20 protein-coding genes, 1 tRNA gene and 1 pseudogene are annotated in these 22,153 nt (G+C 69.4%); 12 read left to right on the forward strand and 10 right to left on the reverse strand.

Annotation, left to right across the window (positions count from 1 at the left end):
• The first annotated feature begins 170 nt into the window (after nucleotides 1-170).
• The 3 genes from A5728_RS05930 to A5728_RS05940 all read left to right on the forward strand — a co-directional run bounded on the left by A5728_RS05930 (nucleotide 171) and on the right by A5728_RS05940 (nucleotide 2,606).
• Nucleotides 171-1,556, forward strand: a complete 1,386-nt coding sequence (locus A5728_RS05930; protein WP_064846165.1) for an NAD(P)/FAD-dependent oxidoreductase — start codon at nucleotides 171-173, stop codon at nucleotides 1,554-1,556.
• Between the two features lie 60 nt (nucleotides 1,557-1,616).
• A tRNA-Leu gene (locus A5728_RS05935) sits at nucleotides 1,617-1,690 on the forward strand.
• A 112-nt stretch (nucleotides 1,691-1,802) separates the two neighbouring features.
• Nucleotides 1,803-2,606 (forward strand): Bax inhibitor-1/YccA family protein, encoded by an 804-nt coding sequence (locus tag A5728_RS05940; RefSeq protein WP_035963708.1) that lies wholly within the window; start codon nucleotides 1,803-1,805, stop codon nucleotides 2,604-2,606.
• A 105-nt stretch (nucleotides 2,607-2,711) separates the two neighbouring features.
• Here the strand turns inward: A5728_RS05940 and A5728_RS05945 are convergent, their stop codons facing one another.
• Entirely contained in the window at nucleotides 2,712-3,314 is a 603-nt protein-coding gene (locus tag A5728_RS05945) for a hypothetical protein (protein ID WP_231885537.1), read from the reverse strand.
• Between the two features lie 72 nt (nucleotides 3,315-3,386).
• Between A5728_RS05945 and A5728_RS05950 the strand changes: the two genes are divergently transcribed.
• Both A5728_RS05950 and ilvA read left to right on the forward strand, forming a co-directional pair.
• Nucleotides 3,387-4,811 carry an AI-2E family transporter gene (locus tag A5728_RS05950; RefSeq protein WP_064846166.1) on the forward strand — a complete coding sequence of 475 codons (1,425 nt, stop codon included), beginning with the start codon at nucleotides 3,387-3,389 and terminating at the stop codon, nucleotides 4,809-4,811.
• Between the two features lie 150 nt (nucleotides 4,812-4,961).
• Entirely contained in the window at nucleotides 4,962-6,209 is a 1,248-nt protein-coding gene (gene ilvA / locus A5728_RS05955) for a threonine ammonia-lyase (protein WP_064846167.1), read from the forward strand.
• Between the two features lie 30 nt (nucleotides 6,210-6,239).
• Here the strand turns inward: ilvA and A5728_RS05960 are convergent, their stop codons facing one another.
• The 3 genes from A5728_RS05960 to A5728_RS05970 all read right to left on the reverse strand — a co-directional run bounded on the left by A5728_RS05960 (nucleotide 6,240) and on the right by A5728_RS05970 (nucleotide 7,884).
• The gene (locus tag A5728_RS05960) at nucleotides 6,240-6,455 is read right to left on the reverse strand and encodes a hypothetical protein (RefSeq protein ID WP_064846168.1); all 216 of its coding nucleotides are present in this window, start codon (nucleotides 6,453-6,455) and stop codon (nucleotides 6,240-6,242) included.
• A 170-nt stretch (nucleotides 6,456-6,625) separates the two neighbouring features.
• The gene (gene greA / locus A5728_RS05965) at nucleotides 6,626-7,123 is read right to left on the reverse strand and encodes a transcription elongation factor GreA (RefSeq protein WP_064846169.1); all 498 of its coding nucleotides are present in this window, start codon (nucleotides 7,121-7,123) and stop codon (nucleotides 6,626-6,628) included.
• Between the two features lie 260 nt (nucleotides 7,124-7,383).
• Nucleotides 7,384-7,884: a DUF4307 domain-containing protein gene (locus A5728_RS05970; RefSeq protein ID WP_064846195.1), complete on the reverse strand. Its 501-nt coding sequence runs from the start codon at nucleotides 7,882-7,884 to the stop codon at nucleotides 7,384-7,386.
• Nucleotides 7,885-8,044: 160 nt separating this feature from the next.
• On the opposite strand from A5728_RS05970, the gene mca reads away from it, so the two are divergent.
• From mca to A5728_RS05985, 3 genes are all read left to right on the forward strand, one after another.
• Nucleotides 8,045-8,962 carry a mycothiol conjugate amidase Mca gene (gene mca / locus A5728_RS05975; RefSeq protein ID WP_094067098.1) on the forward strand — a complete coding sequence of 306 codons (918 nt, stop codon included), beginning with the start codon at nucleotides 8,045-8,047 and terminating at the stop codon, nucleotides 8,960-8,962.
• Nucleotides 8,959-9,327, forward strand: a complete 369-nt coding sequence (locus A5728_RS14750; protein ID WP_064846171.1) for a hypothetical protein — start codon at nucleotides 8,959-8,961, stop codon at nucleotides 9,325-9,327. Before mca ends, A5728_RS14750 begins: the two co-directional genes overlap by 4 nt.
• Before the next feature lie 192 nt (nucleotides 9,328-9,519).
• The gene (locus A5728_RS05985) at nucleotides 9,520-11,664 is read left to right on the forward strand and encodes a thioredoxin domain-containing protein (RefSeq protein ID WP_064846172.1); all 2,145 of its coding nucleotides are present in this window, start codon (nucleotides 9,520-9,522) and stop codon (nucleotides 11,662-11,664) included.
• 114 nt (nucleotides 11,665-11,778) lie between these two features.
• Here A5728_RS05985 and A5728_RS05990 read toward each other — a convergent pair whose 3' ends face one another.
• The gene (locus tag A5728_RS05990; RefSeq protein WP_064846196.1) at nucleotides 11,779-12,492 is read right to left on the reverse strand and encodes a hemolysin III family protein; all 714 of its coding nucleotides are present in this window, start codon (nucleotides 12,490-12,492) and stop codon (nucleotides 11,779-11,781) included.
• A gap of 135 nt (nucleotides 12,493-12,627) precedes the next feature.
• Here A5728_RS05990 and A5728_RS05995 point away from each other — a divergent pair, with 135 nt between their 5' ends.
• Both A5728_RS05995 and A5728_RS06000 read left to right on the forward strand, forming a co-directional pair.
• A complete protein-coding gene (locus tag A5728_RS05995) occupies nucleotides 12,628-13,389 on the forward strand; it encodes an isoprenyl transferase (RefSeq protein WP_064846173.1) in 762 nt (253 codons plus the stop codon).
• A 142-nt stretch (nucleotides 13,390-13,531) separates the two neighbouring features.
• A complete protein-coding gene (locus A5728_RS06000) occupies nucleotides 13,532-14,887 on the forward strand; it encodes a PhoH family protein (RefSeq protein ID WP_082943275.1) in 1,356 nt (451 codons plus the stop codon).
• 159 nt (nucleotides 14,888-15,046) lie between these two features.
• On the opposite strand, the gene A5728_RS06005 is transcribed toward A5728_RS06000, so the two are convergent.
• Nucleotides 15,047-15,817, reverse strand: a complete 771-nt coding sequence (locus A5728_RS06005) for a hypothetical protein (RefSeq protein ID WP_064846174.1) — start codon at nucleotides 15,815-15,817, stop codon at nucleotides 15,047-15,049.
• Nucleotides 15,818-15,896: 79 nt separating this feature from the next.
• On the opposite strand from A5728_RS06005, the gene A5728_RS06010 reads away from it, so the two are divergent.
• Together A5728_RS06010 and A5728_RS06015 are read left to right on the forward strand one after the other, a co-directional pair.
• On the forward strand, nucleotides 15,897-16,436 hold the full coding sequence (locus tag A5728_RS06010; RefSeq protein WP_064846175.1) for an A24 family peptidase: 540 nt from the start codon (nucleotides 15,897-15,899) through the stop codon (nucleotides 16,434-16,436).
• 41 nt (nucleotides 16,437-16,477) lie between these two features.
• Nucleotides 16,478-16,945 carry an NUDIX domain-containing protein gene (locus tag A5728_RS06015; RefSeq protein WP_064846198.1) on the forward strand — a complete coding sequence of 156 codons (468 nt, stop codon included), beginning with the start codon at nucleotides 16,478-16,480 and terminating at the stop codon, nucleotides 16,943-16,945.
• Nucleotides 16,946-17,062: 117 nt separating this feature from the next.
• Here the strand turns inward: A5728_RS06015 and A5728_RS06020 are convergent, their stop codons facing one another.
• The 4 genes and pseudogenes from A5728_RS06020 to A5728_RS06030 form a co-directional block, all read right to left on the reverse strand.
• Nucleotides 17,063-17,440, reverse strand: a complete 378-nt coding sequence (locus A5728_RS06020; RefSeq protein ID WP_082943276.1) for an FGGY-family carbohydrate kinase — start codon at nucleotides 17,438-17,440, stop codon at nucleotides 17,063-17,065.
• Nucleotides 17,436-17,933: pseudogene (locus A5728_RS15090) on the reverse strand (sugar-binding domain-containing protein); the annotation flags it as partial. The pseudogene A5728_RS15090 and the gene A5728_RS06020, both read right to left, overlap by 5 nt.
• Before the next feature lie 394 nt (nucleotides 17,934-18,327).
• Complete coding sequence (locus A5728_RS06025; RefSeq protein ID WP_064846177.1) at nucleotides 18,328-20,070, reverse strand: pyruvate dehydrogenase; 1,743 nt, start codon at nucleotides 20,068-20,070, stop codon at nucleotides 18,328-18,330.
• Between the two features lie 640 nt (nucleotides 20,071-20,710).
• Nucleotides 20,711-22,117 carry a class II fumarate hydratase gene (locus A5728_RS06030; protein WP_064846178.1) on the reverse strand — a complete coding sequence of 469 codons (1,407 nt, stop codon included), beginning with the start codon at nucleotides 22,115-22,117 and terminating at the stop codon, nucleotides 20,711-20,713.
• Nucleotides 22,118-22,153 lie beyond the last annotated feature (36 nt).

Raw genomic sequence — 22,153 nt, forward strand, 5'->3', positions numbered from 1 at the left:
CCGGCGCGCTACCCGTGGTGATCCTCGTCAGCTTCGGGGTGATCGTCGCGGGCCTCACCGTAGCCGCGGTCCTGCACATCCGCAGGCTCTCGCGCTGATTTCACGATCAGCTCACCGGACCGCTGACACCGCGTCGGCAAAACCGTGCCACGGTGAGTAAACTTTCGGGTATGGCTTTCAATCAACTTGCTAAGGACCGTCCGCGCCTTCTCATCGTGGGTGGCGGTTACGTCGGTTTCACACTGGCGCAGAAGCTGCAGACCCGCATTAAGGAGTCCGGCGGCGTGGTCACGGTGGTGGACCCCAACCCGTACATGACCTACCTCCCGTTCCTGCCCGAGGTCTCGGCCGGCAACATCGAGGCGCGCTCCGCCGTGATCCCGCACCGTCAGCACCTGGCCGACTGCGAGTTGATCACCGGCCGCGTGGAGAGCATCGACCATGCCAACCGTACGGTCACCGTCCACGGCATCGACGAGGGCCCCGAGTTCGAGCTCACGTACGACGAGATCGTGCTCGCCGGCGGTTCCAACACCCGCACGTTCCCCATCCCGGGGCTCGCGGACAAGGCCATCGGCATGAAGACCATCGAAGAGGCCGTGTCCGTGCGCAACTGGGTGCTCGAGCGCATCGAGGTGGCTTCCCTCACCAACGACGAGGACGAGAAGCGCAAGGCGCTGACCTTCATCGTGGTGGGCGGCGGCTACGCCGGTTCCGAGACCATCGCCGAGCTCGAGGACATGGCGCGTTCGGCCGTGCAGCGCAACGACCTCCTGAAGGTCTCGGACCTGCGCTTCGTGCTGGTCGAGGCCATGGGCCGGATCATGCCCGAGGTCTCCGAGGATCGTGCCGAGAAGGTCGTGGCCGAGATGCGCGCCCGCGGCATCGAGGTGCTGCTGAACACGTCCCTGTCCGAGGTGGACGGTGACCTGGTCAAGCTCATCAACATGCAGGACAAGTCCCCGGCCGGCGAGATGGCCACGGACACCCTGATCTGGACGGCCGGCGTGCAGGCTGCGTCCTTCGCCAAGAACAGCGACCTGCCCATCGACGACCGCGGACGCGTGCGCGTGGGCGCGGACCTGCGCGTGACCGGCGACGACGGGCCCTTCGAGGGTGCCTGGGCCGCCGGTGACATCGCCGCCGTCCCGGATCTCACGGGCGCCGGCCCCGGCGGGTTCTGCGTCCCCAACGCGCAGCACGCCGTGCGTCAGGCCGCGACCATGGCCAAGAACATCATGGCCGCGCACAAGGGCGAGCCGCTCGAGGACTACTATCACGAGAACCTCGGGTCCGTGGCGGGTCTGGGTCTGTACAAGGGTGCCGCCACCATCCGCGGCATCGACCTCGGCGGTCTGCCGGCGTGGGCCATGCACCGCCTCTACCACGGGTACGCGATCCCCACGGTGGAGCGCAAGGTGCGGGTGTTCACGGAGTGGGGCGTGAACCTGCTCTTCGGCCGTGACACCACCCCGCTGCGTCACCTGCGGGACCCCCGCCGCGCCTTCCAGAAGGCCGCGGGCGCGGACGTCCCGGCCGAGAAGGCGAGCCTGTAACACTCCATCGCACCGAGCCGGTGGGCCCGCGCACCCGCGCGGACTCACCGGCTCGGTCACGCCCCCATAGCCCAATCGGCAGAGGCAGCGGACTTAAAATCCGCTCAGTCTGGGTTCGAGTCCCAGTGGGGGCACCGATTCCGCACCCGCGGGGGCCCTGTTCGCTCAGCACAAACTCCCAGGTTCCTGTGACGCGTCAATGTTAGGCTGAAAGAACAGCTCGCCCACGCCTCGAAAGGACGTCCCATGGCCGGCGGAAACCCACTGCTACGCGACTTCAACAAGAAGAACGGCACCGCGACCACCCCGGATATCTCCCGCGACCCCCGTTACTCACCCGAGAACCTGGAGAACCTCTACAACGCGCCCGCCGCGGGTCCGGACCGCACCGGACGCATGAGCTACGACGACGTCGTCATGCGCACCTCGCTCGTGCTCGGTTGCGTAATCGTCACGGCCGTGGTGGGTTGGGTCGCCCCGGTGCTCGCGCTGCCGGGCGCCATCGTGGGTCTCGTGCTGGGTCTGGTCAACGCGTTCAAGCGTGAGCCCAGCCCGCTGTTGATCACGCTCTACGCGCTCGCCGAGGGCCTGTTCCTGGGTGGCATCTCCCGCATGTTCGAGGGCGCCTACCCGGGCATCGTGGTCCAGGCGGTGATCGGCACCCTGGCGGTGTTCGTCTCCGTACTCGTGCTCTACAAGGTGGGCGTGCTGCGCTCCTCCCCGCGCGTGACCAAGTTCTTCATGGTCGCACTGCTGGCCTACGCACTGTTCGCCCTGGTCAACCTGGGCACGAGCCTGCTGGGCGGCTACAACATGCGCTACGACGCCACGATCTTCGGCATCCCGCTGGGTCTGTTCGTGGGCGCGATCGCCATCCTGCTGGCCGTCTACAGCTTCGTGCTCGACTTCGAGAACATCAGCGACGGCGTCAAGCGCGGTATTCCCAAGAAGGCGGCATGGTCCGCGGCGTTCGGGCTGACCGTGACCCTGATCTGGGCCTACGTGGAGATCCTGCGCGTGCTCTCGATCATCCGCTCCATGAGCGACTGACTCCCATCCCCGCGCGTCGCTCGGGGCCCTCAGGGCCCGGTGACGTACGCCGGAATGAGAAGCGGCGGCCCAGTGGGTCGCCGCTTCTCGCGTTGTGGGGATCGTTCACATGTAGCGGATCTCGAGTTCGCGCGGGGGCAGGTTGATCGCGCGGGCGGGGATGTTATTGCTCGCGGCTCGTCCCACGAACAGCCAGCCCAGGATCTCCTCGTGCTCGTCCAGACCGTAGAACTCGCGCACCACGTCCCGGTCGTAGGGCTCGCGATGGGACCAGACGGTGGCCCATCCCTGCGCGTAGAACGCGGCTTCGAGGATCCCGCGGGCGGCGTACACGTCCCCGCGCTGGTCCTTCTTGGACTGCGGCAGTTCCGGGTGGTGGCGGAAGATGATGGCCAGGGCCACCCCGCCCCGGGACGCCCACTGCAGGCTCCCGCGATACGCGGCCAGGACCCGGATCTTGCGACCCTTCAACCGGGGGACGGGGCCCGAGAGGGCGGGGACGGACGTGAGGCCCGCCATGGCCGCGGCCAGCAGGGACGCGGCCTGCCCGCTCGTCGCGACCACGCGCCAACCCGTGGGGCGCTCGTCGTACTTGGCGCCGGCGGCGGCCCGCAGGACGGCCTCGAGCTCCTCACGCCGCGGGGCCTCCTGTGTCAGGACGCTCGCGGGGCGGCGTTGGGACAGGACGCGCAGCAGTGTGGTGGACATGACGCCCATTTTGTCACCCTTGGCCCCGCACGCCGGTATCAGCACGTTGCGCGATGGTGTCATGATAAGGGCATGCCATCCAGTGTTACGACGTCCCACGCGGGCTCATCCCCGAACCCCGTGGTCAAACGTCCCCAGTCCGACACATCCTCCGAACTCGTCACCCAGCACGACGGCGCGTCGCCCCCCTCCACGGGGCCCAACGCCCCTGACGCGCAGACCATGGTCACGACCCCGGTCCGGATCGCGGCCGCGTGGTCGTGGCGGATCTTGCTCATCATCGCCGGTGTGGGTGTGGTGGGGTGGCTGCTGAGCCACGTGACCACCGTGTTCATCCCGGTGCTGTTGGCCGCGCTGCTCGCGGGGTTGCTCTCGCCGGCCGTCCGCTGGCTGCGCTCCAAGCACTTCCCGTCCGCGCTGGCCGCGATCACCGTGGAGCTCGGACTGATCCTGGGGGTTCTGGGCCTGTTGGTGCTCGCGGGTCAGCAGATGATCGCCGGTTTCGCACAGCTCTCCGACAGCGCGGTGGCCGGTTTCCAGCAGTTGATCGGAATGCTGGAGGACAGCCCCCTCAACATCTCCACGGACAACATCAACCAGTGGCTCTCGGACATCGGGGCCACGCTGCAGCGCAACTCGGACGCCATCCTCTCCGGCGCGATGACCTTCGGCTCCACGGCGACCAACATCGTCACGGGCACGATCATCATGCTGTTCGTCCTGCTGTTCTTCCTCATGGACGGCGAGAACATTTGGCTGTTCCTTGTCAAACTGTTCCCCCGCCGCGCCCGCCCCGCCGTGAACGGTGCCGGGCGCAAGGGCTGGATCTCGCTCGCGCAGTACGTGCGCATCCAGGTGTTCGTGGCGTTCGTGGACGCCGTGGGTATCGGGCTTGGTGCGTTCCTGCTGGGTGTGCCGCTGGCGCTGCCGATCGGTGTGTTGGTGTTCCTGGCGTCCTTCATCCCCATCGTGGGTGCCGTGGTGACCGGTGCGGTGGCCGTCCTGGTGGCCCTCGTGGCGATCGGGCCCGGTATCGCGCTCGCCATGCTCGGTGTGGTGCTGCTCGTCCAGCAGGTCGAGTCCAACGTCCTGCAGCCGCTCGTGATGGGCAAGGCCGTGGCCCTGCACCCCGTGGCCGTGTTCTTGGCGGTGGCCGCCGGTAGCGTGCTCTTCGGGATCGCCGGTGCGCTGTTCGCCGTGCCCCTGATGGCCATGCTCAACACGATCATCCGCTACCTCGGCAGCCGCGCCTGGGAGCGGGACGAGGAGATCGCGTGGCAGCCCTTCATGTACCCGTGGGAGATCAAGAAGGCAGCCAAGAAGCAGGACCTCACGCGCGAACAGGTCATGGCCCAGCTGCAGCGTTTCCGCGGCAAGCGCCATCGTGAGCGCCAGAACGCGGAGAAGAAGCGCGAGGAGAAGCACAAGAAGGAAACCAAGCACAACGCGTCCATCGAGGCGGACGAGGTGGGTTCGGGGGACTCCCGGAACGTCTAGTCCCGCACGGCGTAATACCATGGAACGCGGCGTCCTCACCCCGGACGCCGCGTTCTGTGTGTCCGCGCCGAGCCTCGAGGTCGTGATCCACCCCGGGTTCGCGCGTTTCGAACGAGCCGCAACGGCCGACTACCACGAAAGAAGTTCTCTGTGGGCCTCACTGATTTGCCCGTCTCGGTGGCCGACGTCCGCCACGCCGCGCAGCTGCTCGACGGGGTGATCGAGACGACGCCGCTCGCGCACTCCCGGGCGCTGTCCCGCATGCTCGGCTCCGAGGTCTACCTCAAGTGCGAGAACCTCCAGCGCGCCGGGTCGTTCAAGGTCCGCGGCGCGTACGTGCGCATGGCCCAGCTCTCCGACGAGGAGAAGCGACGGGGAGTCGTGGCGGCGTCGGCCGGCAACCACGCGCAGGGCGTGGCGCTCGCGGCGGCGAAACTCGGGATCACGGCGCGGATCTACATGCCCCGCGGAGCGGCCCTGCCCAAGATCGCGGCCACCCAGGACCACGGTGCGGAGGTCGTGCTGCATGGGTCGAACGTGGACCAGGCGCTCGCAGAGGCCCAGCGCTACGCAGACGAGACCGGCGCGGTGTTCGTCCACCCCTTCGACCACCCGGACATCATCGCCGGCCAGGGCACCCTGGGTCTCGAGATCCTCGACCAGCTGCCCACCGTGGACACCGTCATCGCCGGTGTGGGCGGGGGAGGGCTGCTCGCGGGAGTGTCCGTGGCGCTGAAGGCCAAGGCACAGGAGCAGGGCAAGGACATCCGGGTCATCGGGGTGCAGGCGGAGAACGCCGCGGCCTACCCGCCCTCGCTCGCCGGGGACGCGATCGTCACGCTGTCCAAGGTCTCCACCATCGCGGACGGCATCGCCGTGGGCCGGCCCGGACAGTTGCCGTTCAACGTGATCCGCCACCTCGCGGACGACGTCGTCACGGTCTCCGAGGACTCGCTCGCCCAGGCGCTGATCTTCATGCTCGAGCGCAACAAGATGGTCGTGGAACCCGCGGGTGCCGTGGGTGTGGCGGCGATCCTCGAGGGGGCGCTCAAGCGTGAGTACCCGGATCTGGGGACCACTGTCGTGCTGCTCTCGGGCGGCAATATCGATCCCATGCTGATGCTCAAGGTGATCCAGCGGGGTCTCTCCGCGGCGGGGCGCTACATGACCATCAAGATGATGCTCACGGACCGCCCCGGTGAGCTCGCCCAGATCTCGCAGATCATCGCGGACATGGACGCCAATGTGACCGGGGTGAATCACACCCGGATCGGGGGCTCGTTGTCCATGGGGGACGTGTCCATCACGATTGACATGGAGACCAAGGGCCACGGGCACTGCGATCACGTGATCGACGCCCTGGAGTCCCACGGCTACCGACCCGTGGTGGTGCACTGAGCGGGAGGTGACCCGCGCGGTGCGCGTGCGTCAGCGGCGTCGTCCGCGCCGGGCCGTGAAGTACGTGACGAACGCGGCCACGAAGGTGGCGAACCACAGGATGTTGCGCAGGCCGCCGGTCGCGTTCAGTGCGGGGTCGTCCTGACCCAGGAAGTGCACGACGATCGCGGCGATCCCCAGCAGCGCGGTGAGGATGATCAGCGGGACCGTCCACGAGTTGGGGGTCCGGTTCCAGTGTGTGACCACGGGGGAAACTCCTAGCGAGGCTCGACGGGGCGTGCTTCGATCCTACGGGCCACACCCGGGCGACTCATGGACCGTGTCGAGCCGCGTAAGACTCCTGGGCCGCATCGGGTCGCGCACGACGAAGACCACCTCGCACGTGCGAGGTGGCCTTCGTGATGAACCGGGGTCGATCAGCGGCTGAAGGGCTTGGCCTTCAGGATCTTCACCGTGATGTCCTTGCCGTTCGGGGCCTTGTAGCTCACGGTGTCACCGACCTTGTGGCCGTTGATCGCGGCACCCATGGGAGAGCGCTCGGAGAAGACCTCGAGGTCCGAACCGCCGGTGAGGTCCTCGGCGACCTCGCGGGAACCCATGAGGAAGGTCATCTCGTCGCCCGCGATCTCCGCGGTCACGACCATGCCGGCCTCGATCACACCGTCGTCCGCGGGGGCCTCGCCCACCTGGGCGTTCCCGAGCAGCTGGGTCAACTGGGCGATCCGGCCCTCGTTCTTGCCCTGCTCCTCGCGTGCAGCGTGGTAGCCGCCGTTCTCCTTGAGGTCCCCCTCGGAACGCGCCTGTTCGATCCGGTCCACGATCTCCTGGCGGTACGGCCCGGAGATGTGGTCAAGCTCCTTCTTGAGCCGGTCGTAGGCTTCCTGGGTGAGCCAGGCTCCCTCATTAGTAGCCACGGTGCCTCCGTTCTCTGGTGTCCGTCGCCCTGACGGACACGTGTAGAAAAACCCCGCCCCGGGGCGAGCCGAGTGGCCCAACGCGTCCGGGTCGGGGATGTGATCTCCGTCCAGTCTAGTGGAGTCCGCGCCCGCGGCCCAAAGCGCGTGCGGGGGTGCGGTGGGTCGTGCAATCCGACGTCATGGTTGCCGTCACGGATGTGGCCGGTCCGAAGCTGCGCGGATGGTCAGTCAGGAATTACCCGACCACCGCGGGAGGCTCAGCCAGCACTCTCCCAGCACGAGTCGACCCCCGCCGTCGTGGCCAGGTTCGTGGTGCGCAGGGGCACCCGGTGGGTGCTCGTGCGGCCGTTGAGTTGGTCGTCCGGCAATTGGCCGATCGTGACCTCGGTCCAACCCACCACGGCATACTGCTCGTTGAGGGCCTCCACCGCGCACGTGACGGTCTGGTCGGGGTCCTTGGTGAGGTCGAAGTCCGCGTACACGTGCCCCGAGTCCGTGATCTGGAAGCTCACGTCCTTGAACACGGGCCGCTGGGAGTTGCCCCACACGATCCACACCACGAACAGCGCCGCCACCAGCGTGGCCGCGGCCGCGATCAGCATCCAGCCACGGGTGCTGGGCCCGCGGCGGGGGGAGCGGGCGACGGCGCGGTGTCCGGTCCCGTAGCGCTGTGCGAGCGCCCGCTGGGTCGCGGAGGTGCCGGGGGCAGTGGCGCCCGTCTCCGGCCGGGAGGTAGGCCGGGGCGTCGCAGAACTCATGGCGACCACTGTACCCAGCGCGCGTGTGCGGTTTCTGGGAGGCCGGTCGCCGTGCGGTGCGCGGCAGCCGTGATGGGTGCGACAGCTCCGGCAGCACGAGCGGCGTAAGATACCGGGGATTGCATTTTTCCCGCGATGACGTCTTGGAGGCATCCGTTCGGTGACGGATTATTCACAGCTTCGATTGTTGGCCATCCACGCCCACCCGGACGACGAGTCCAGCAAGGGTGCCGCGACCATGGCACATTACGCCCAGCTGGGCGCGCGCGTCATGGTGGCCACGTGCACCGGTGGCGAGCGCGGCTCGATCCTCAACGCCGAGATGGAGGGGGACGTCTGGGCCGAGCGTGACCTGCCCGGGCTGCGTCGTCACGAGATGGCCGCGGCCGCGAAGGCCCTGGGCGTAGAGCACCGGTGGATCGGGTTCACGGACTCCGGTCTGCCCGAGGGGGACCCGTTGCCCCCGCTGCCGTGGGGCTGCTTCGCCCTGCAACCGCTCGAACGCGCCGCGGCCCCCGTGGTGCAGCTGGTGCGTGAGTTCCGCCCGCACGTGATCCTGAGCTACGACGAGAACGGCGGTTACCCGCACCCGGACCACATCCAGACCCACAACGTGGCCATGGAGGCATACCAGCGCGCGGGGGACCCGCAGGCGTACCCCGAAACGGGTGAGCCGTGGACCCCGTCCAAGCTGTACTACGACCGCGCGTTCAACGTGGAGCGGTTCATCGCACTGCACGAGGCCCTCGAGGCCCGCGGACTGCAGTCCCCGTACGCCCAGCGCATCGCCGCGATCCAGGAGTCGGACCCGGAGGGTCACCGCCCGCCCATGCCGCGCCACGAGACCACCACCAAGATCGAGTGCGCGCACCAGTTCACCGTCCGGGATGCGGCCCTGAGCAGCCACCGGACCCAGGTGGACCCCAAGGGCCTGTTCTTCGCGGTCTCCGCCGAGACCCAGGCCGAAGTGTGGCCGTGGGAGGACTACACGCTCGCGGAGTCCCGCGTGGAGACCTCCCTGCCCGAGACGGATCTGTTCGCGGGCGTCACCGACGCCGCCTCGACCCCCCGGAAATGAGCCTTCCCGTGCCCACGCTGCTGACCGTCCTGACCGCCGCGACGCCGGCCCCGAGTCCGGAGAACACCCTGCGCCCGGGGTTGGACCCCAGCCAGGTCTCGCCGGGCCTCGTGGGCTTCCTCATGACGTTCCTGCTGGCCGCCGCCGTGGTCCTGCTCGTGATGGACTTCAACCGCCGTAACCGGCGACTGCGCTACCGCGCCCAGTACGCCGAGCAGCGCGCCGCGGAGGATCACGTGGGTGGCTACGCGGACGATGCCGCGGCGTCGCCGTCGCGCACGTCCCGCGCCGGTGGGTCGAGCGAGGGCGACGTCGCCCGCCCGCCTCGCGCGGGTGACCGCCGGGACGGTCCGCCCCGCGACTGACTGCCACAGGCGCCCCGTCCTGCGCCTGAACCCGACGGGCGCCCCGCCCCGCCCCAGACTCCGACGGGCGCCCCGCTCCTGGGAGCGACGCACCACCCGGTGGCGGGCAACCGCGACCAGAGCCGCGCCTCATGACCCTCGAGCCGTGAGCCCCCGGGCTGTCATCCCCGCTCCCGTGTGAGACCGTGGGGTATGTCCAATCGTCTGGCCCACTCCACGAGTCCCTACCTGCTGCAGCATGCGGAGAACCCCGTGGACTGGTGGGAGTTCTGCCCCGAGGCCTTCGAGGAGGCCCACGCGCGGGAGGTGCCCGTCCTGCTGTCCGTGGGCTATGCCGCGTGCCACTGGTGTCATGTGATGGCCCACGAGTCCTTCGAGGACCCGGAGGTGGGGCGCTACCTCAACGAACATTTCGTGGCGATCAAGGTGGACCGCGAACAACGCCCGGACGTGGACTCGATCTACATGGCGGCCACCCAGCTGCTCACAGGTCAGGGCGGCTGGCCCATGACCGCGTTCCTGACCCCGCAGGGCAGGGTGTTCCATGCCGGGACCTACTACCCGCCGCGTCCCGTGCAGGGGCGGCCGTCCTTCATGCAGGTCCTGCGGGCCGTCACCGATGCCTGGACCGAGCGCCGTGACGAGGTGTTGCGCGGGGCCGAACAGGTCTACGATGCGCTGTCCCGCCACCCCGAACTCGTGGACCGGATGCTCGCCGACGCGGGTCCGTCGGTCGTGCGCGTGGAGGGTGGCGAGGCCGCCGAGGACGCCGTGGAACAACTCACGGGAGCCTGGCTCGACGGCCTCGAGGTCGCCCGGGACGCCGCCCACGAGGGCTTCGGAACCGGCGCCAAGTTCCCGCCCTCGCCCACCCTGAACGCCCTCACGCGCATTGCGAGCACTGCGCACCGCGATGCCCTGGCTGGGGATCCCGCGTCGGCGAGCGCGGACGCTGCTTCCGGCCACGACGACGCCGCGGCGCAGCACGCGCGCACCGCACGTGATCTGTTGTGCGCCACGCTCGACGCGATGGTCACGGGGGCGCTGCAGGACCATGTGGGCGGCGGGTTCTTCCGGTACTCGGTGACCCCGGACTGGTCCCTGCCCCACTACGAGAAGATGCTCTATGACAACGCCCAGCTGCTCGGCGTGCTGGCGCGCACCGTGGCGCTGCTGGAACGCACCGGCACGGACGCCACTCGCGCGGCCCGTTACCGCCGGGCCGCAGAGCTGCTGGTCGAGTGGCTCGAACGGGAGATGATCACCCCCGAGGGCGCGTTCGCCGCATCCCTCGACGCGGACAGCGATCCCGCGTCCGACGAGCCGCATGCCGAACGTGAGGGCGCCTACTACACGTTCTCGGGTCACGCCGGAAGCCCCGCAGGGGGTCGCCCCGCGCCGGCCACGGCGGCCTGGGGTGAGGCGGGTGCGGTCACGGGGATCCTGGACGAGTCCGTGCGGCAGGAGCTGTGGCAGCGGCGGGTCACCCGCACGGCACCCCACCTGGATGACAAGATCGTCACGGCCTGGAACGGCATGGCGCTCACGGGACTCGCGGACGCGGGTGTGCTGCTGGGGCATCCCGAGTGGATCGAGCTGGCCGCCACGGCCGCCGGTTTCCTGTGGGAACGGCACCGGGACTCCGCCACGGGACGCATCACGCGCACGTCACGCGGCGGCGTCGTGGACCCCCACGAGGGCCAGCTCGAGGACTACGCGCGCTTCGGCGCCGGGCTGCTCGCGTTGTACCGGGCCACGGGCGAGACCGCGTGGTACGAGCGCAGCCGCGCGCTCGCCGAGGTCGCCGTGAAGCGTTTTGTGCGCGGGAGTACCGTGCTCGAGTCCGCCGAGGTGGATCCCACCCTCGCGGCGGCCGGGGCCACGGGCCGTGCGGAGCCGTTCGACGACGTCGCCGCATCCAGTTCCGCGGTGCTCTCCCGGTGGCTCACGGAGCTGTCCCAACCGACGATCGGTGAGCGCCAGGCCCGGGAGGTGGTCGACGCCGTGACCGCGCCCGCGACCGGGGTGGTCCTCAAGGCCCCCACGACGGCCGGGGGCATGGTGTCGGCCGTGCTGGCCGACGAGCACCCCCCGGCCCTGTTGCAGGTCGTGGACGCGAGCGCCGAGCAGTGGCGCGAGACGCTCGACGCGGTCGGTGCGGCACGTATGCTGGATGTCCTGGTCCTGGACCGGAGTGCGGCGCCGTACGGGGTTCCTGCGGCATCGGAACCCGGCTACACGGTGTGGTTGTGCCGGGACGGGCGCTGCGAACTTCCCGTCCATTCCATGCCGGACGTGAGCGCACTCGTCACCCGGATCCGCGCGGAGCGGGGCTGAGCGCACCGGGGCGCTGCGTCGTCGGCATCGCGTGGACGACGCAGACGTCACCGCGCCGAGCGGTCCCCGCACGCCGAGCGCCGTCGGGCCTCTGACCGGGGCGTCACACATCGCTCACGCGGCGAACATCGCGAACATGATCGCGATGTAGTGGCAGACGAAGCCGCCGATCGTGCACGCGTGGAAGACCTCGTGGAAGCTGAACGTCGCCGGGAGCAACCGGGGGCGCCTGGTCGCATAACACACCGCACCGGCGATGTAGAACACGCCGCCGCAGATCAGCAGGACGGTCGCGGGGACGTTCACCGCGAAGAACGCCGGGAGGTAGAGCAGGGCCAGGCACCCCATGATCACGTAGAGCGGGGTGTAGAGCCATCGCGGCGCGCTCATCCAGAAGACACGGAAGATCACGAGCAGGGCACCGATCGTCCAGATCACGCCGAGCAGGATCGTGGCGCCCCGCACCGGGAGGAAACTCACGGCCAGGGGCGTGTACGTCCCGGCGATGATCAGGGCGATGTTCGAATGGTCCATCCGCCGCAGCACCGCGTTCATGCGCGCGCCCCAGTAGAAGCGGTGGTATACGGCCGAGGTACCGAACAGCATGATCGCCGTGATGGTGTAGACCAGACATGCGAGACGCAGCTCCACCGTGGGTGCCACGACGATGGCCACCACACCCAGCACCGCGGCCACCGGGCTGAAACCCGCGTGGATCCACCCTCGCCAGGACGGTTTCTTCTCCACCGTGAGGGGACCGTTACGCGTGTGACGCACGATCGTCACCGGGCCGGGAACGGTGCGCTTCTCGGTGCGTTCGTCTGACATGGTGGACACCACTGCCTCTCATGGGTGCCCCGCGGACACGGAGCTCGGGGGTGCTACTGGATTGGGTCTGCCCTACAGGTAGTTTAGGGGTGTGAATCCGTGTGGACCGGGCCGACTCAGGGGAGGAATGACGCTGTGAAACTTCCCCGTGTCATGTATTCCTTCTACGAACACCGCTTGGCGCGCACCCTCACCGCGGACGAGTTGCCGCATCACGTGGGTGTGCTCGTGGACGGCAACCGCCGGTGGGCGCGCCAGTTCGGCGCCACCACGGAGGAGGGCCACCGGGCGGGCGCGCGCAGGATCGTGGAGTTCCTGCGCTGGTGCCACGAGCTGAACATCCAGGTGGTCACCCTTTACATCCTCTCCACCGAGAACCTCAACCGTCCGCGCGAGGAACTCACGGCCCTGCTGGAGATCATCACCAACCTGATGTGCGAACTGCAGGAGGAAGGGATCTGCCGGATCCAGCCCGTGGGTGCCCTGGGAACCCTCCCGGAGAAGCTCCAGGAGCAACTGCTGAACAGCGCACAGCGCACGGTGGGCAATCCCGGCCCCCACCTGAACATCGCCGTGGGGTACGGGGGGCGGCAGGAGATCGTGGACGCGGTACGCGAGGTGCTCACCGACGCCGACGCCCGCGGTGCGTCGCTCGCGCAAATGGCGCAGGAGCTCAGCGTGGAGGACATCTCCGCGCACCTCTACACGCGCGGGCAACCCGATCCCGACCTGCTGATCCGCACCTCCGGCGAACAACGCCTCTCGGGCTTCCTGATGTGGCAGTCCGCATACAGCGAGTTCTACTTCTGCGAAGCGCTGTGGCCGGACTTCCGCCGGGTCGACTTCCTGCGGGCCCTGCGCGATTACGCGCGCCGTCAGCGCCGATTCGGGAGCTGAGCGGGCCCTAGCGGTCCCGCTCACGGGCCCGTGGCGGATGTTCACGCGCCGTTCACCGGTGGGGCGCGCCACCCTTGATCGGCCTCCCTAGCGTGAGAGGTGCCGGACACACCGGCCAAGGACTTCGCAGGGAAAGGGCCCCATGAGCATCGACACCCCCGTAACCCCCGTCCGATCCGGCGCGCTCGAGGAGGACGGCTCCGCGGCCGGTGTGCGCACCTACGTGATCGACACGTCCGTGCTGCTCTCGGACCCGCGCGCTGTGTTCCGCTTCGCCGAGCACCGCGTGGTGCTGCCCGTGGTGGTGATCACCGAGCTCGAGGCCAAGCGTCACGACCCGGAACTGGGGTACTTCGCGCGCAAGGCGCTGCGGTTGCTGGACGACCTCCGCGTGACCCACGGCGGCCTGGACCGGCCCGTGGACCTCGCGGACGGCGGGTGCCTGCAGGTGGAGCTCAACCACGTCGCGGACACGGTGCTGCCCCAGAGTTTCCGGCTGCGGGACAACGATTCACGCATCCTCAGCGTGGCCGCGAACCTCTCCGGCGAGGGTCACGACGTGTGTGTGGTGTCCAAGGACCTGCCCATGCGGCTCAAGGCCTCCGCCCTGGGACTCGCCGCGGAGGAGTACCGCGGTGAGTGGATCGGTGGTGACGACGCGTACACGGGGGTGGCCCACCTGGACGTCGCGGACGACGTCGTCTCCGTCCTCTACGCCGAGGGCCGCACGGAAGTGCCGGGCGCCCGGGAGCTTCCCGTGAACACGGGTCTGGTCCTGCGCTCGTCCGCGGGCAGCGCTCTCGCCCGGACCGAACCGGACGGGCAGGCGCGCCTGGTCGTCGCGGACCGGGACGTGTTCGGGGTGCAGGGACGCTCGGCCGAACAGCGGTTGGCGATCGACCTGCTGACCGACCCCGCCGTGGGCATCGTCTCGCTGGGCGGTCGCGCGGGAACGGGCAAGTCCGCGCTCGCGCTGTGCGCGGGTCTCGACGCCGTTCTGGAACGCCGGGAGCACCGCCGGATCATGGTGTTCCGCCCGCTCTACGCGGTGGGTGGCCAGGACCTGGGCTACCTCCCCGGCACCGAGGAGGAGAAGATGAACCCGTGGGGTCAGGCGGTCTTCGACACGCTGTCCTCCGTGGTCTCACCCGCGGTCGTGGACGACGTCGTGGCGCGCGGGATGCTCGAGGTGCTGCCCCTGACCCACATCCGCGGGCGGTCCCTGCACGACGCGTGGGTCATCGTGGACGAGGCGCAGTCGCTCGAACGCAACGTATTGCTCACCGCCCTGTCCCGGATCGGGCAGAACTCCAAGGTGGTGCTCACCCACGACGTCGCCCAGCGGGACAACCTGCGGGTGGGACGTCACGACGGCATCATGGCCGTGGTCGAGGCGCTCAAGGGTCAGCGGTTGTTCGGGCACGTGAGCCTCACGCGCTCCGAGCGTTCACCCATCGCGGCCCTCGTGACCGACCTGCTCGAGCGCCAGGACGTGTGACCCGACGACGCCGGGCCGGGAGGGCGGCGTCGTCCCCCGCCCGGCCTGGTCGTCCCGAGCCCGCGGCATCGTCGTCAGGTCCGAACGGGCTGCGCGCCCTGGACACCCGAGAAACGCGGCCCCTGGGGAATCCGCCCGGTGCGGATCGCGGGCGGCGGCTCAGGCCGGGAGCACGGGCCACGGCACGTGACGGGAGACGTCCGTGAGGTTGAAGTCCTGCTGCGTGAACAGGTCGTCCAGTTGGTATTCGTCCACCGCCTCGATCACGAGCCGGTGGCCCTGACCCGCGTACGGTCCGCGCAGCACGTGGGAGTAGACGCAGACGCCGGTCGCGGTGTCCACCGCGATCCGCGTGGGACCCGGGGCGAGCGGGTGGTTCGCGGTCACGGGCCGGTAGCGCACGGTGGGCTCCACGGTCGCGCACCACACCCGGCGTTTGGCGAAGGCCCCGGCCACCACGGAGGACAACTGCGAGGGGCGCTGCTCCGGGAGGTAGGGCGGGGTGGGCGCGGGGCCCACGCATTCCACGGGGTCCAGGATCGCCTGCCAGCGCCCGCCCCCGAAGATCGGGTCCCCGTAGGCGGCCTCGGGGCGGCGGAGCACGAGGCCGTCGTCGTCGTAGACCGGTGAGACGAGCGCGGGAGGCAGCAACCAGGAGCGGGACGTGTCCGTGACGTAGAAGTCGTCCCGGGAGCGTTCGAGGGACGTACTCGCGTACAGCACGTCGCCCTGCAGTGTCTCCACGCGCACATCGGAGGGCCGGCGCAGCCACACGCGCACGGGGTGGGCGGCGGTGTCCGGATCCTCGCTCACCCAGTACAGCGTGAACCGCACCGTGTCCCAACGCCACGGGGAGGACCGGCACAGCGCGGCGAAGGACTCCTCGGACACGGTCGATCGGGCGGACCTGTTCTGCCAGGGAGCGATCATGGGCCCAGTCTACGAACCCGTTCTCCACACGGCTCGCAATCCATGACCCGCACCACAGCGGGGTGCCTAGGATGAGTTCATGCTTCAGCCCGACACTGCGGGCATCGGCGGGTTCGTGGGGGCGCACCTGCAGGAAGCCACGGTCGGCGCACAGCTGGCCGCGGTGGCCTGCGCCCTGGCCGTCATGGTGCTCGCATGCACAGGAGTGTGGCTCGCCGCCACCGACATCCGATACCACCGCCTGCCGGGGCGGGTGGTGCGCCCGCTGTATCCCGTGACCGTCCTCCTGTTGGGCGCCTCCGCCGTCCTCGCCCACGACACCGTGCGCCTGTGGTGGATGCTGTGGGGTCTGCTCATCATGAAGGGACTCTTCCTGGCCCTGCGGTTGATCAACCCCGCCGGCATGGGAATGGGGGACGTGCGGCTCGCGGGGGTCCTGGGGCTGCTCACAGGATTCTCGTCCGTGACCCATACGGTGCTCGCGCTCGCGGCCACGTTCGTGCTGGCCGGGCTGTTCTGCGCCGTACTGCTGATCCTGTGCCGCGCCCGGGCGAGCAGTCGCATCCCCCTGGGGCCGTTCATGATCGTGGGAAGCTTGGGTGTCGTGGCGTTCCTGTGAACGCCACCCGCGCAGTCGTACCCACCCAGGAGGAGACACCCGTGCCCGTTCCCGAGTTCATCGCCCACCTGCGCCTCAAGATCGATCACGACCTGCTGTGGTTGCCCGGGTGCACCGCCGTGGTCCTGCACGAGGGCCGGGTGCTGCTGGGGCGGCGCGCGGACAACGGGAACTGGGGACTGATCACCGGGATCGTGGAACCGGGGGAGGACCCCGGGGTCGCCGCGCGCCGCGAGTGCCTCGAGGAGACCGGCGTGGAGGTCACGGTGGACGACCTCGTGCGGGTCAAGGCCGGGGACGTCGTCGAATTCCCCAACGGGGACCGCTGCCAGTTCCTGGACCACACGTTCCTATGCAGTTACGTCTCCGGCGAGGCGCGGGTGGCGGACGACGAGTCCCTCCAGGTGGGGTGGTACCCGGTGGACGAGCTGCCTCCCATGCCGGAGCACCAGGCCGACCGGCTACGGGCCGCACTGGAGTTCACGGGGCGCACGGGCTTCGAGTGCTGACGTCACGGCCGCGCCGAAAGAATCGGGCACGTGAGACGCCCCGGCGGTGCACCCGGGGCGAGGGGGGCGCGGAAGCAGATCACCCGCCCCCCCAGGGAGCCGTCGGGCACCGGTGGCTCAGGCCAGTTCGGCCTCCGTGGCCCGTCGTACCAGGCCGTAGCGGCGGCGGAACTCGCGCACACCGGCGTCGTCGGAGGGACGCAGCTCCCGGCTGGCGGAGCGTGACCACCGCGGGAACTCGCCCGCGGCCCACGCCTTCTGGCGGGCGGCGCCGAGCGCCACGTACTCGCCGGTCTCCAGCACCGTCACGGGCATGCCGAGGGTGTCCGGGAAGACGCTGCACAGCGCGTCGGACTTCGCCCCTCCGCCGATCAGCAGGACGTGCTGGACCACGTCCACGCCGCGCAGGATATCCAGGCAGTCCGCCAGGGAGTCCGCCACGGACAGCACCGCGGAGCGCGCTAGGTTCTCGCGGGTCATCGACGCGCGCGTCATCCCGCCCAGCCGCCCGGAGGCGCTGGAGCGCGACGCTTGCCGAGACGACCAGCCCCGCGATTGGAGTGTCCAGCTCGTGGCCGGACTCGTCAAGGAGGAGGCCGGAGACCTCGGCCACCTCTCCGGCCCGCGCCGCCGCCCGGGCCAGGTCCTCGCTCACACGCGGCCACACGGTCGAGGTGCCCGGCGACCACCCGCCGATGGCGAGCACGGCGACGTCGAGCGAGTCCGCCCGTCTCAGCGCTACGTCGATCTCGGGAGACTTCTTCAGGGCCGCGGCCTGGTCGACCACGAGGGGCGCCCACAGGGGCCGCGCGGTGCGGCTGCGAAGCTCGGCGAACAGGCGCGGTGACTCGTTCTCCGTGGTGTCGTCCGTGCGCGGGGCACCGGCGAGCTGGACGATATCGTTGTGCGGCAGCTTGGGGAGGTGCTTCACCGCGTGCTGCAGGGCGTCGGACCAGGAGATCCCGAGGGTGTCCCCGTCCCGGGGCACCCGCGTGATCTCCCGGGGAACGGCCCGGCCCAGGGCGTCCCGGTCGGCGGGCCACCTGGAACCGGGAGAGCCCGGACCGCTTGCCCAGGGAGATTTTGGAGGCGCCCTCCACGAAGTAGCCGTGTGCCAGGTTGGCGAGCAGGTGCCGACGCCGCCCGGGGTCGGTGGGCGGCCAGGGGTCCTCGGCGGTCATGGGACACCGCCTCCAATCCTGACGGGAGCGAACAGGGTCACTGCTCCCGTGATCCTATATGGTCCGGGTCACACGCTTCCGGGGCCTCGCGGCACCCGGCGGCACCGGCGCGGTATGGCCCGCTACGGCAATGGGGGCCCGGTGGCAGCGCGCCACCGGGTCCCCATCCGCGTGCGCCGTCGTGAGGGCGACGGCCGCCGGTCAGCCGCGCGGGATGTTGCGCAGGTTGGAGCGGGCCATGGAGACGGCCTCACCGACGCCGCGGTTGAGCACGATGCGGGACATCGCTGTGGCGAAGCCGAAGACCTGGTCCTTCTTGATCTCCGGGGGGATGGACAGGGCGTTGGGGTCGGTGATGACCTCCACCACGGACGGGCCCTGGTGGGCGAGTGCGGTGGTGAACGCGGACTCGAGGTCCTTGGGCTTCTCCACCCGGATGCCCTGCATGCCCATGGCGGTTGCGATCTGCGCGTAGTTCGCCTGGGGTACGTCCACGCCGAAATCCGGTAGCCCGTCCACGAGCATCTCCAGCTTGACCATGCCCAGCGTGGAGTTGTTGAACACCACCACGGTCACGGGCAGATTGTAGGTCGCCAGCGTCAGCAGCTCGCCCATGAGCATGGAGAGCCCGCCGTCGCCCGACATCGAGATGACCTGGCGTCCCGGATCGGCCAGCTGCGCGCCGATCGCCTGCGGCAGGGCGTTGGCCATGGACCCGTGCAGGTAGGAGCCCAGGATGCGACGAGTGCCGAGCGGGTTGATGTAGCGGGCGCTCCACACGTTGCACATACCGGTGTCCGCGGTGAACACGGCGTCCTCGGCGGCCACCTGGTCCAGGATGGACGCGGCGTACTCGGGGTGGATAGGCGTGATCTTCTCGACCTTGCGGGTGTACGCACCCACGGCCTTGTTCATGAGCTTGTCGTGCTTGGCCAGGGTCTTGTCCAGGAACGAGCGGTCGGACTTGACCGTGAGCTCGGGTAGCAGCTTGAGGATCGTGGATTTCACGTCACCGTGCACGGGGATGTCCACGCCGGTCCGGCGCCCGATCACGGTGGGATCGGTGTCCACCTGGATGGTGGTGACGTCCGGGAGGAACTGGTCGTACGGGAAGTCCGTGCCGAGCATGACCATCACGTCCGCGTCGTGCAGCCCCTCCGCCGCGGCGCCGTAGCCCAGCAGCCCGGTCATGCCCACGTCGAACGGGTTGTCGTACTGGATCTGGTCCTTGCCGCGCAGCGAGTGGCCCACGGGCGCCTTCAAGGTGTCTGCGAGGGCAATCACCTCGTCGTGGGCGCCGGCCACGCCGATGCCCGCGAAGATCGCGACCTTCTTGGCCGAGTTCAGGGCCTGGGCCATGCGCTCGACCGTCTCGTCCGAGGGGACCACGGCGCTCGGTGCCGGCACGGCGAACGGGCGGGCTTCCACGGCGGCGTCCGAGTCCGCGAGATCGCCCGGCAGCGTGACCACGGAGACGCCCGGGCTGGTGACGGCGAACTGGATCGCGGAGCTCACCACGGCGGGGCACTGCTGCGGGGTGCTCACCAGCTCCGAGTACACGGAGCACTCGGTGAAGATCCGGTCCGGGTGGGTTTCCTGGAAGTACTCGGAGCCGATGTACTGCGAGGGGATGTGGGAGGCTATGGCCAGTACGGGCGCACCGGAGCGGTTGGCGTCGTAGAGCCCGTTGATCAGGTGCAGGTTGCCCGGCCCGCAGGAGCCCGCGCACACGGCGAGCTTGCCGGTCAGCTGAGCCTCGGCGCTCGCTGCGAACGCACCGGCCTCCTCGTGGCGCACGTGCACCCAGTCGATCCCACCCTTGGCGGAGCCGCCGGTGCGGCGCACGGCGTCCACGATGGGGTTCAGGCTATCGCCCACCACGCCGTAGATCCGTTCCACACCTGCTTCCACTAGCTGCTGGACGATCTGCTCTGCAAGTTTCACACTGTCTCCTCGGGGGAACGGCCCGCCGCGGGAGCACCCGGGCTGGCATCACGAATGTCTCTGCCACCCAGGGTAGTCCCGGATCCTTGCGGTCAAAGAGATCTGTGGGCAACGGAACACCGGTGCGTGCGGCGTCCCACGAGGGCCCCGCGGCCGCTCGGTCCCGCGCCGCCGCGCGATCGCCCCGTACATGACATGATGGAGCCCGTGAGCATTCGCACACTTACCCCGTCCGATCGTGAGCCCACCGTGTCCCATGCGGGGACCACGGCGCCGCAGTTCCACGTGCATCTGAGCGGCCGCGGGAACGCGGGAGCGCCTCGGGCTATGTCGCGCATCAGCGGGGCGGTGGGGGAACACCCGGGTGCGGGTGCTCGAACCGTGGCACGGGCGCAGCGTTCCTGCGCCGTGGCCGGCGCCACCGGGGTCTCCCGGTGCGCGGCCTCCTCACCCCGGAAGGCGTGACCTTCCGTAGGACCTCCCCGACCGCTCGGCGGTCAGGAGGTCCCCGCCGCGACGAAGAACTCGGCCACCCGGTGAACGGGTGGCCGAGTTCTGCCGTTGACGGGGTGCCGCGAGCACGCCCCTGTTTCCCGGGGCGCTCACCGGGGGCCGGTGAGCGCCATACGGGACGAGCGGATCAGTGCTTGCCGGTCATCGTGGTGACGTCCAGGGCCTTGTCCAGCTGCTCCTCGGTGAGCTTCTCGCCGTCCACGTAGCCGAGCTCGATGGTGGCCTCGCGCACGGTGACCTTGTTGGCCACGGCGTGCTTGGCGATCTTCGCGGCGGCTTCGTAGCCGATGGCCTTGTTCAGCGGGGTCACGATCGAGGGGGAGGCCTCGGCCAGGAAGCGGCAGCGATCCTCGTTGGCCTGCAGCCCGTCCACCATCTTCTCCGCGGCCACGCGGGAGGAGTTGGCGAGCAGACGGATGGACTCGAGCAGGTTCGCGGCCATCACGGGGATGCCCACGTTCAGCTCGAACGCGCCGTTGGTGGAGGACAGCGCCACGGTGGTGTCGTTGCCGATCACCTGGGCGGCCACCTGGATGGTTGCTTCGCAGATCACGGGGTTGACCTTGCCCGGCATGATCGAGGATCCCGGCTGCAGGTCGGGGATGTGCAGCTCGCCCAGGCCCGTGTTCGGCCCGGAACCCATCCAGCGGATGTCGTTCATGATCTTCATGTACGAGTACGCGATGTTGCGCAACTGTCCTGAGGCCTCCACCAGCCCGTCGCGGTTGGCCTGCGCCTCGAAGTGGTTGCGGGCCTCCGTGAGGGGCAGACCGGTCTCCTCGGAGAGCAGCTCGATCACACGCGCGGAGAAGCCGTCCGGGGTGTTGATCCCGGTACCCACGGCCGTGCCGCCCAGCGGCACCTCGGCCACGCGCGGCAGGGACGCGTCGATGCGCTCGATGCCGTAGCGCACCTGGGCGGCCCAGCCGCCGAACTCCTGACCCAGGGTCACGGGGGTCGCGTCCATGAGGTGCGTGCGCCCGGACTTCACGACGTCCTTGAACTCCGAGGCCTTTTTCTCCAGGGAGATCGCGAGCACGTCCATGGCCGGCTTGAGGTCGTTGATCAGCGCGTTGGTCACGGCCACGTGCACCGAGGTGGGGAACACGTCGTTGGAGGACTGGGACGCGTTGACGTGGTCGTTGGGGTGGACCTCCACGCCCTCGGACTCGAGGGAGCGCGTGGCCAGGGTCGCGAGCACCTCGTTGGTGTTCATGTTGGAGGAGGTCCCCGAGCCGGTCTGGAAGACGTCGATCGGGAAGTGCTCGTCGTACTGGCCAGAGGCCACGGCGTCCGCGGCGTCGCGGATGGCCTGGGCGCGCTGGGCGTCGAGGACACCCAGTTCCTCGTTGGCCGTGGCGGCGGCCTTCTTCACCTGCGCGAGCGCCTTGATGTGCTCGCGTTCCAGGGTGGTGCCGGAGATCGGGAAGTTCTCCACGGCGCGCTGGGTCTGGGCTCGGTAGAGCGCGTTCTTGGGGACGCGGACCTCACCCATGGTGTCGTGTTCGATGCGGTACTCGGTGTTTTCTGCCATGGCCCACAGTTTAGGCCCACGGCCCCGTCCTCAGCC

This window comes from Kocuria sp. ICS0012, assembly GCF_001665945.1.
GTDB lineage: Bacteria > Actinomycetota > Actinomycetes > Actinomycetales > Micrococcaceae > Kocuria > Kocuria marina.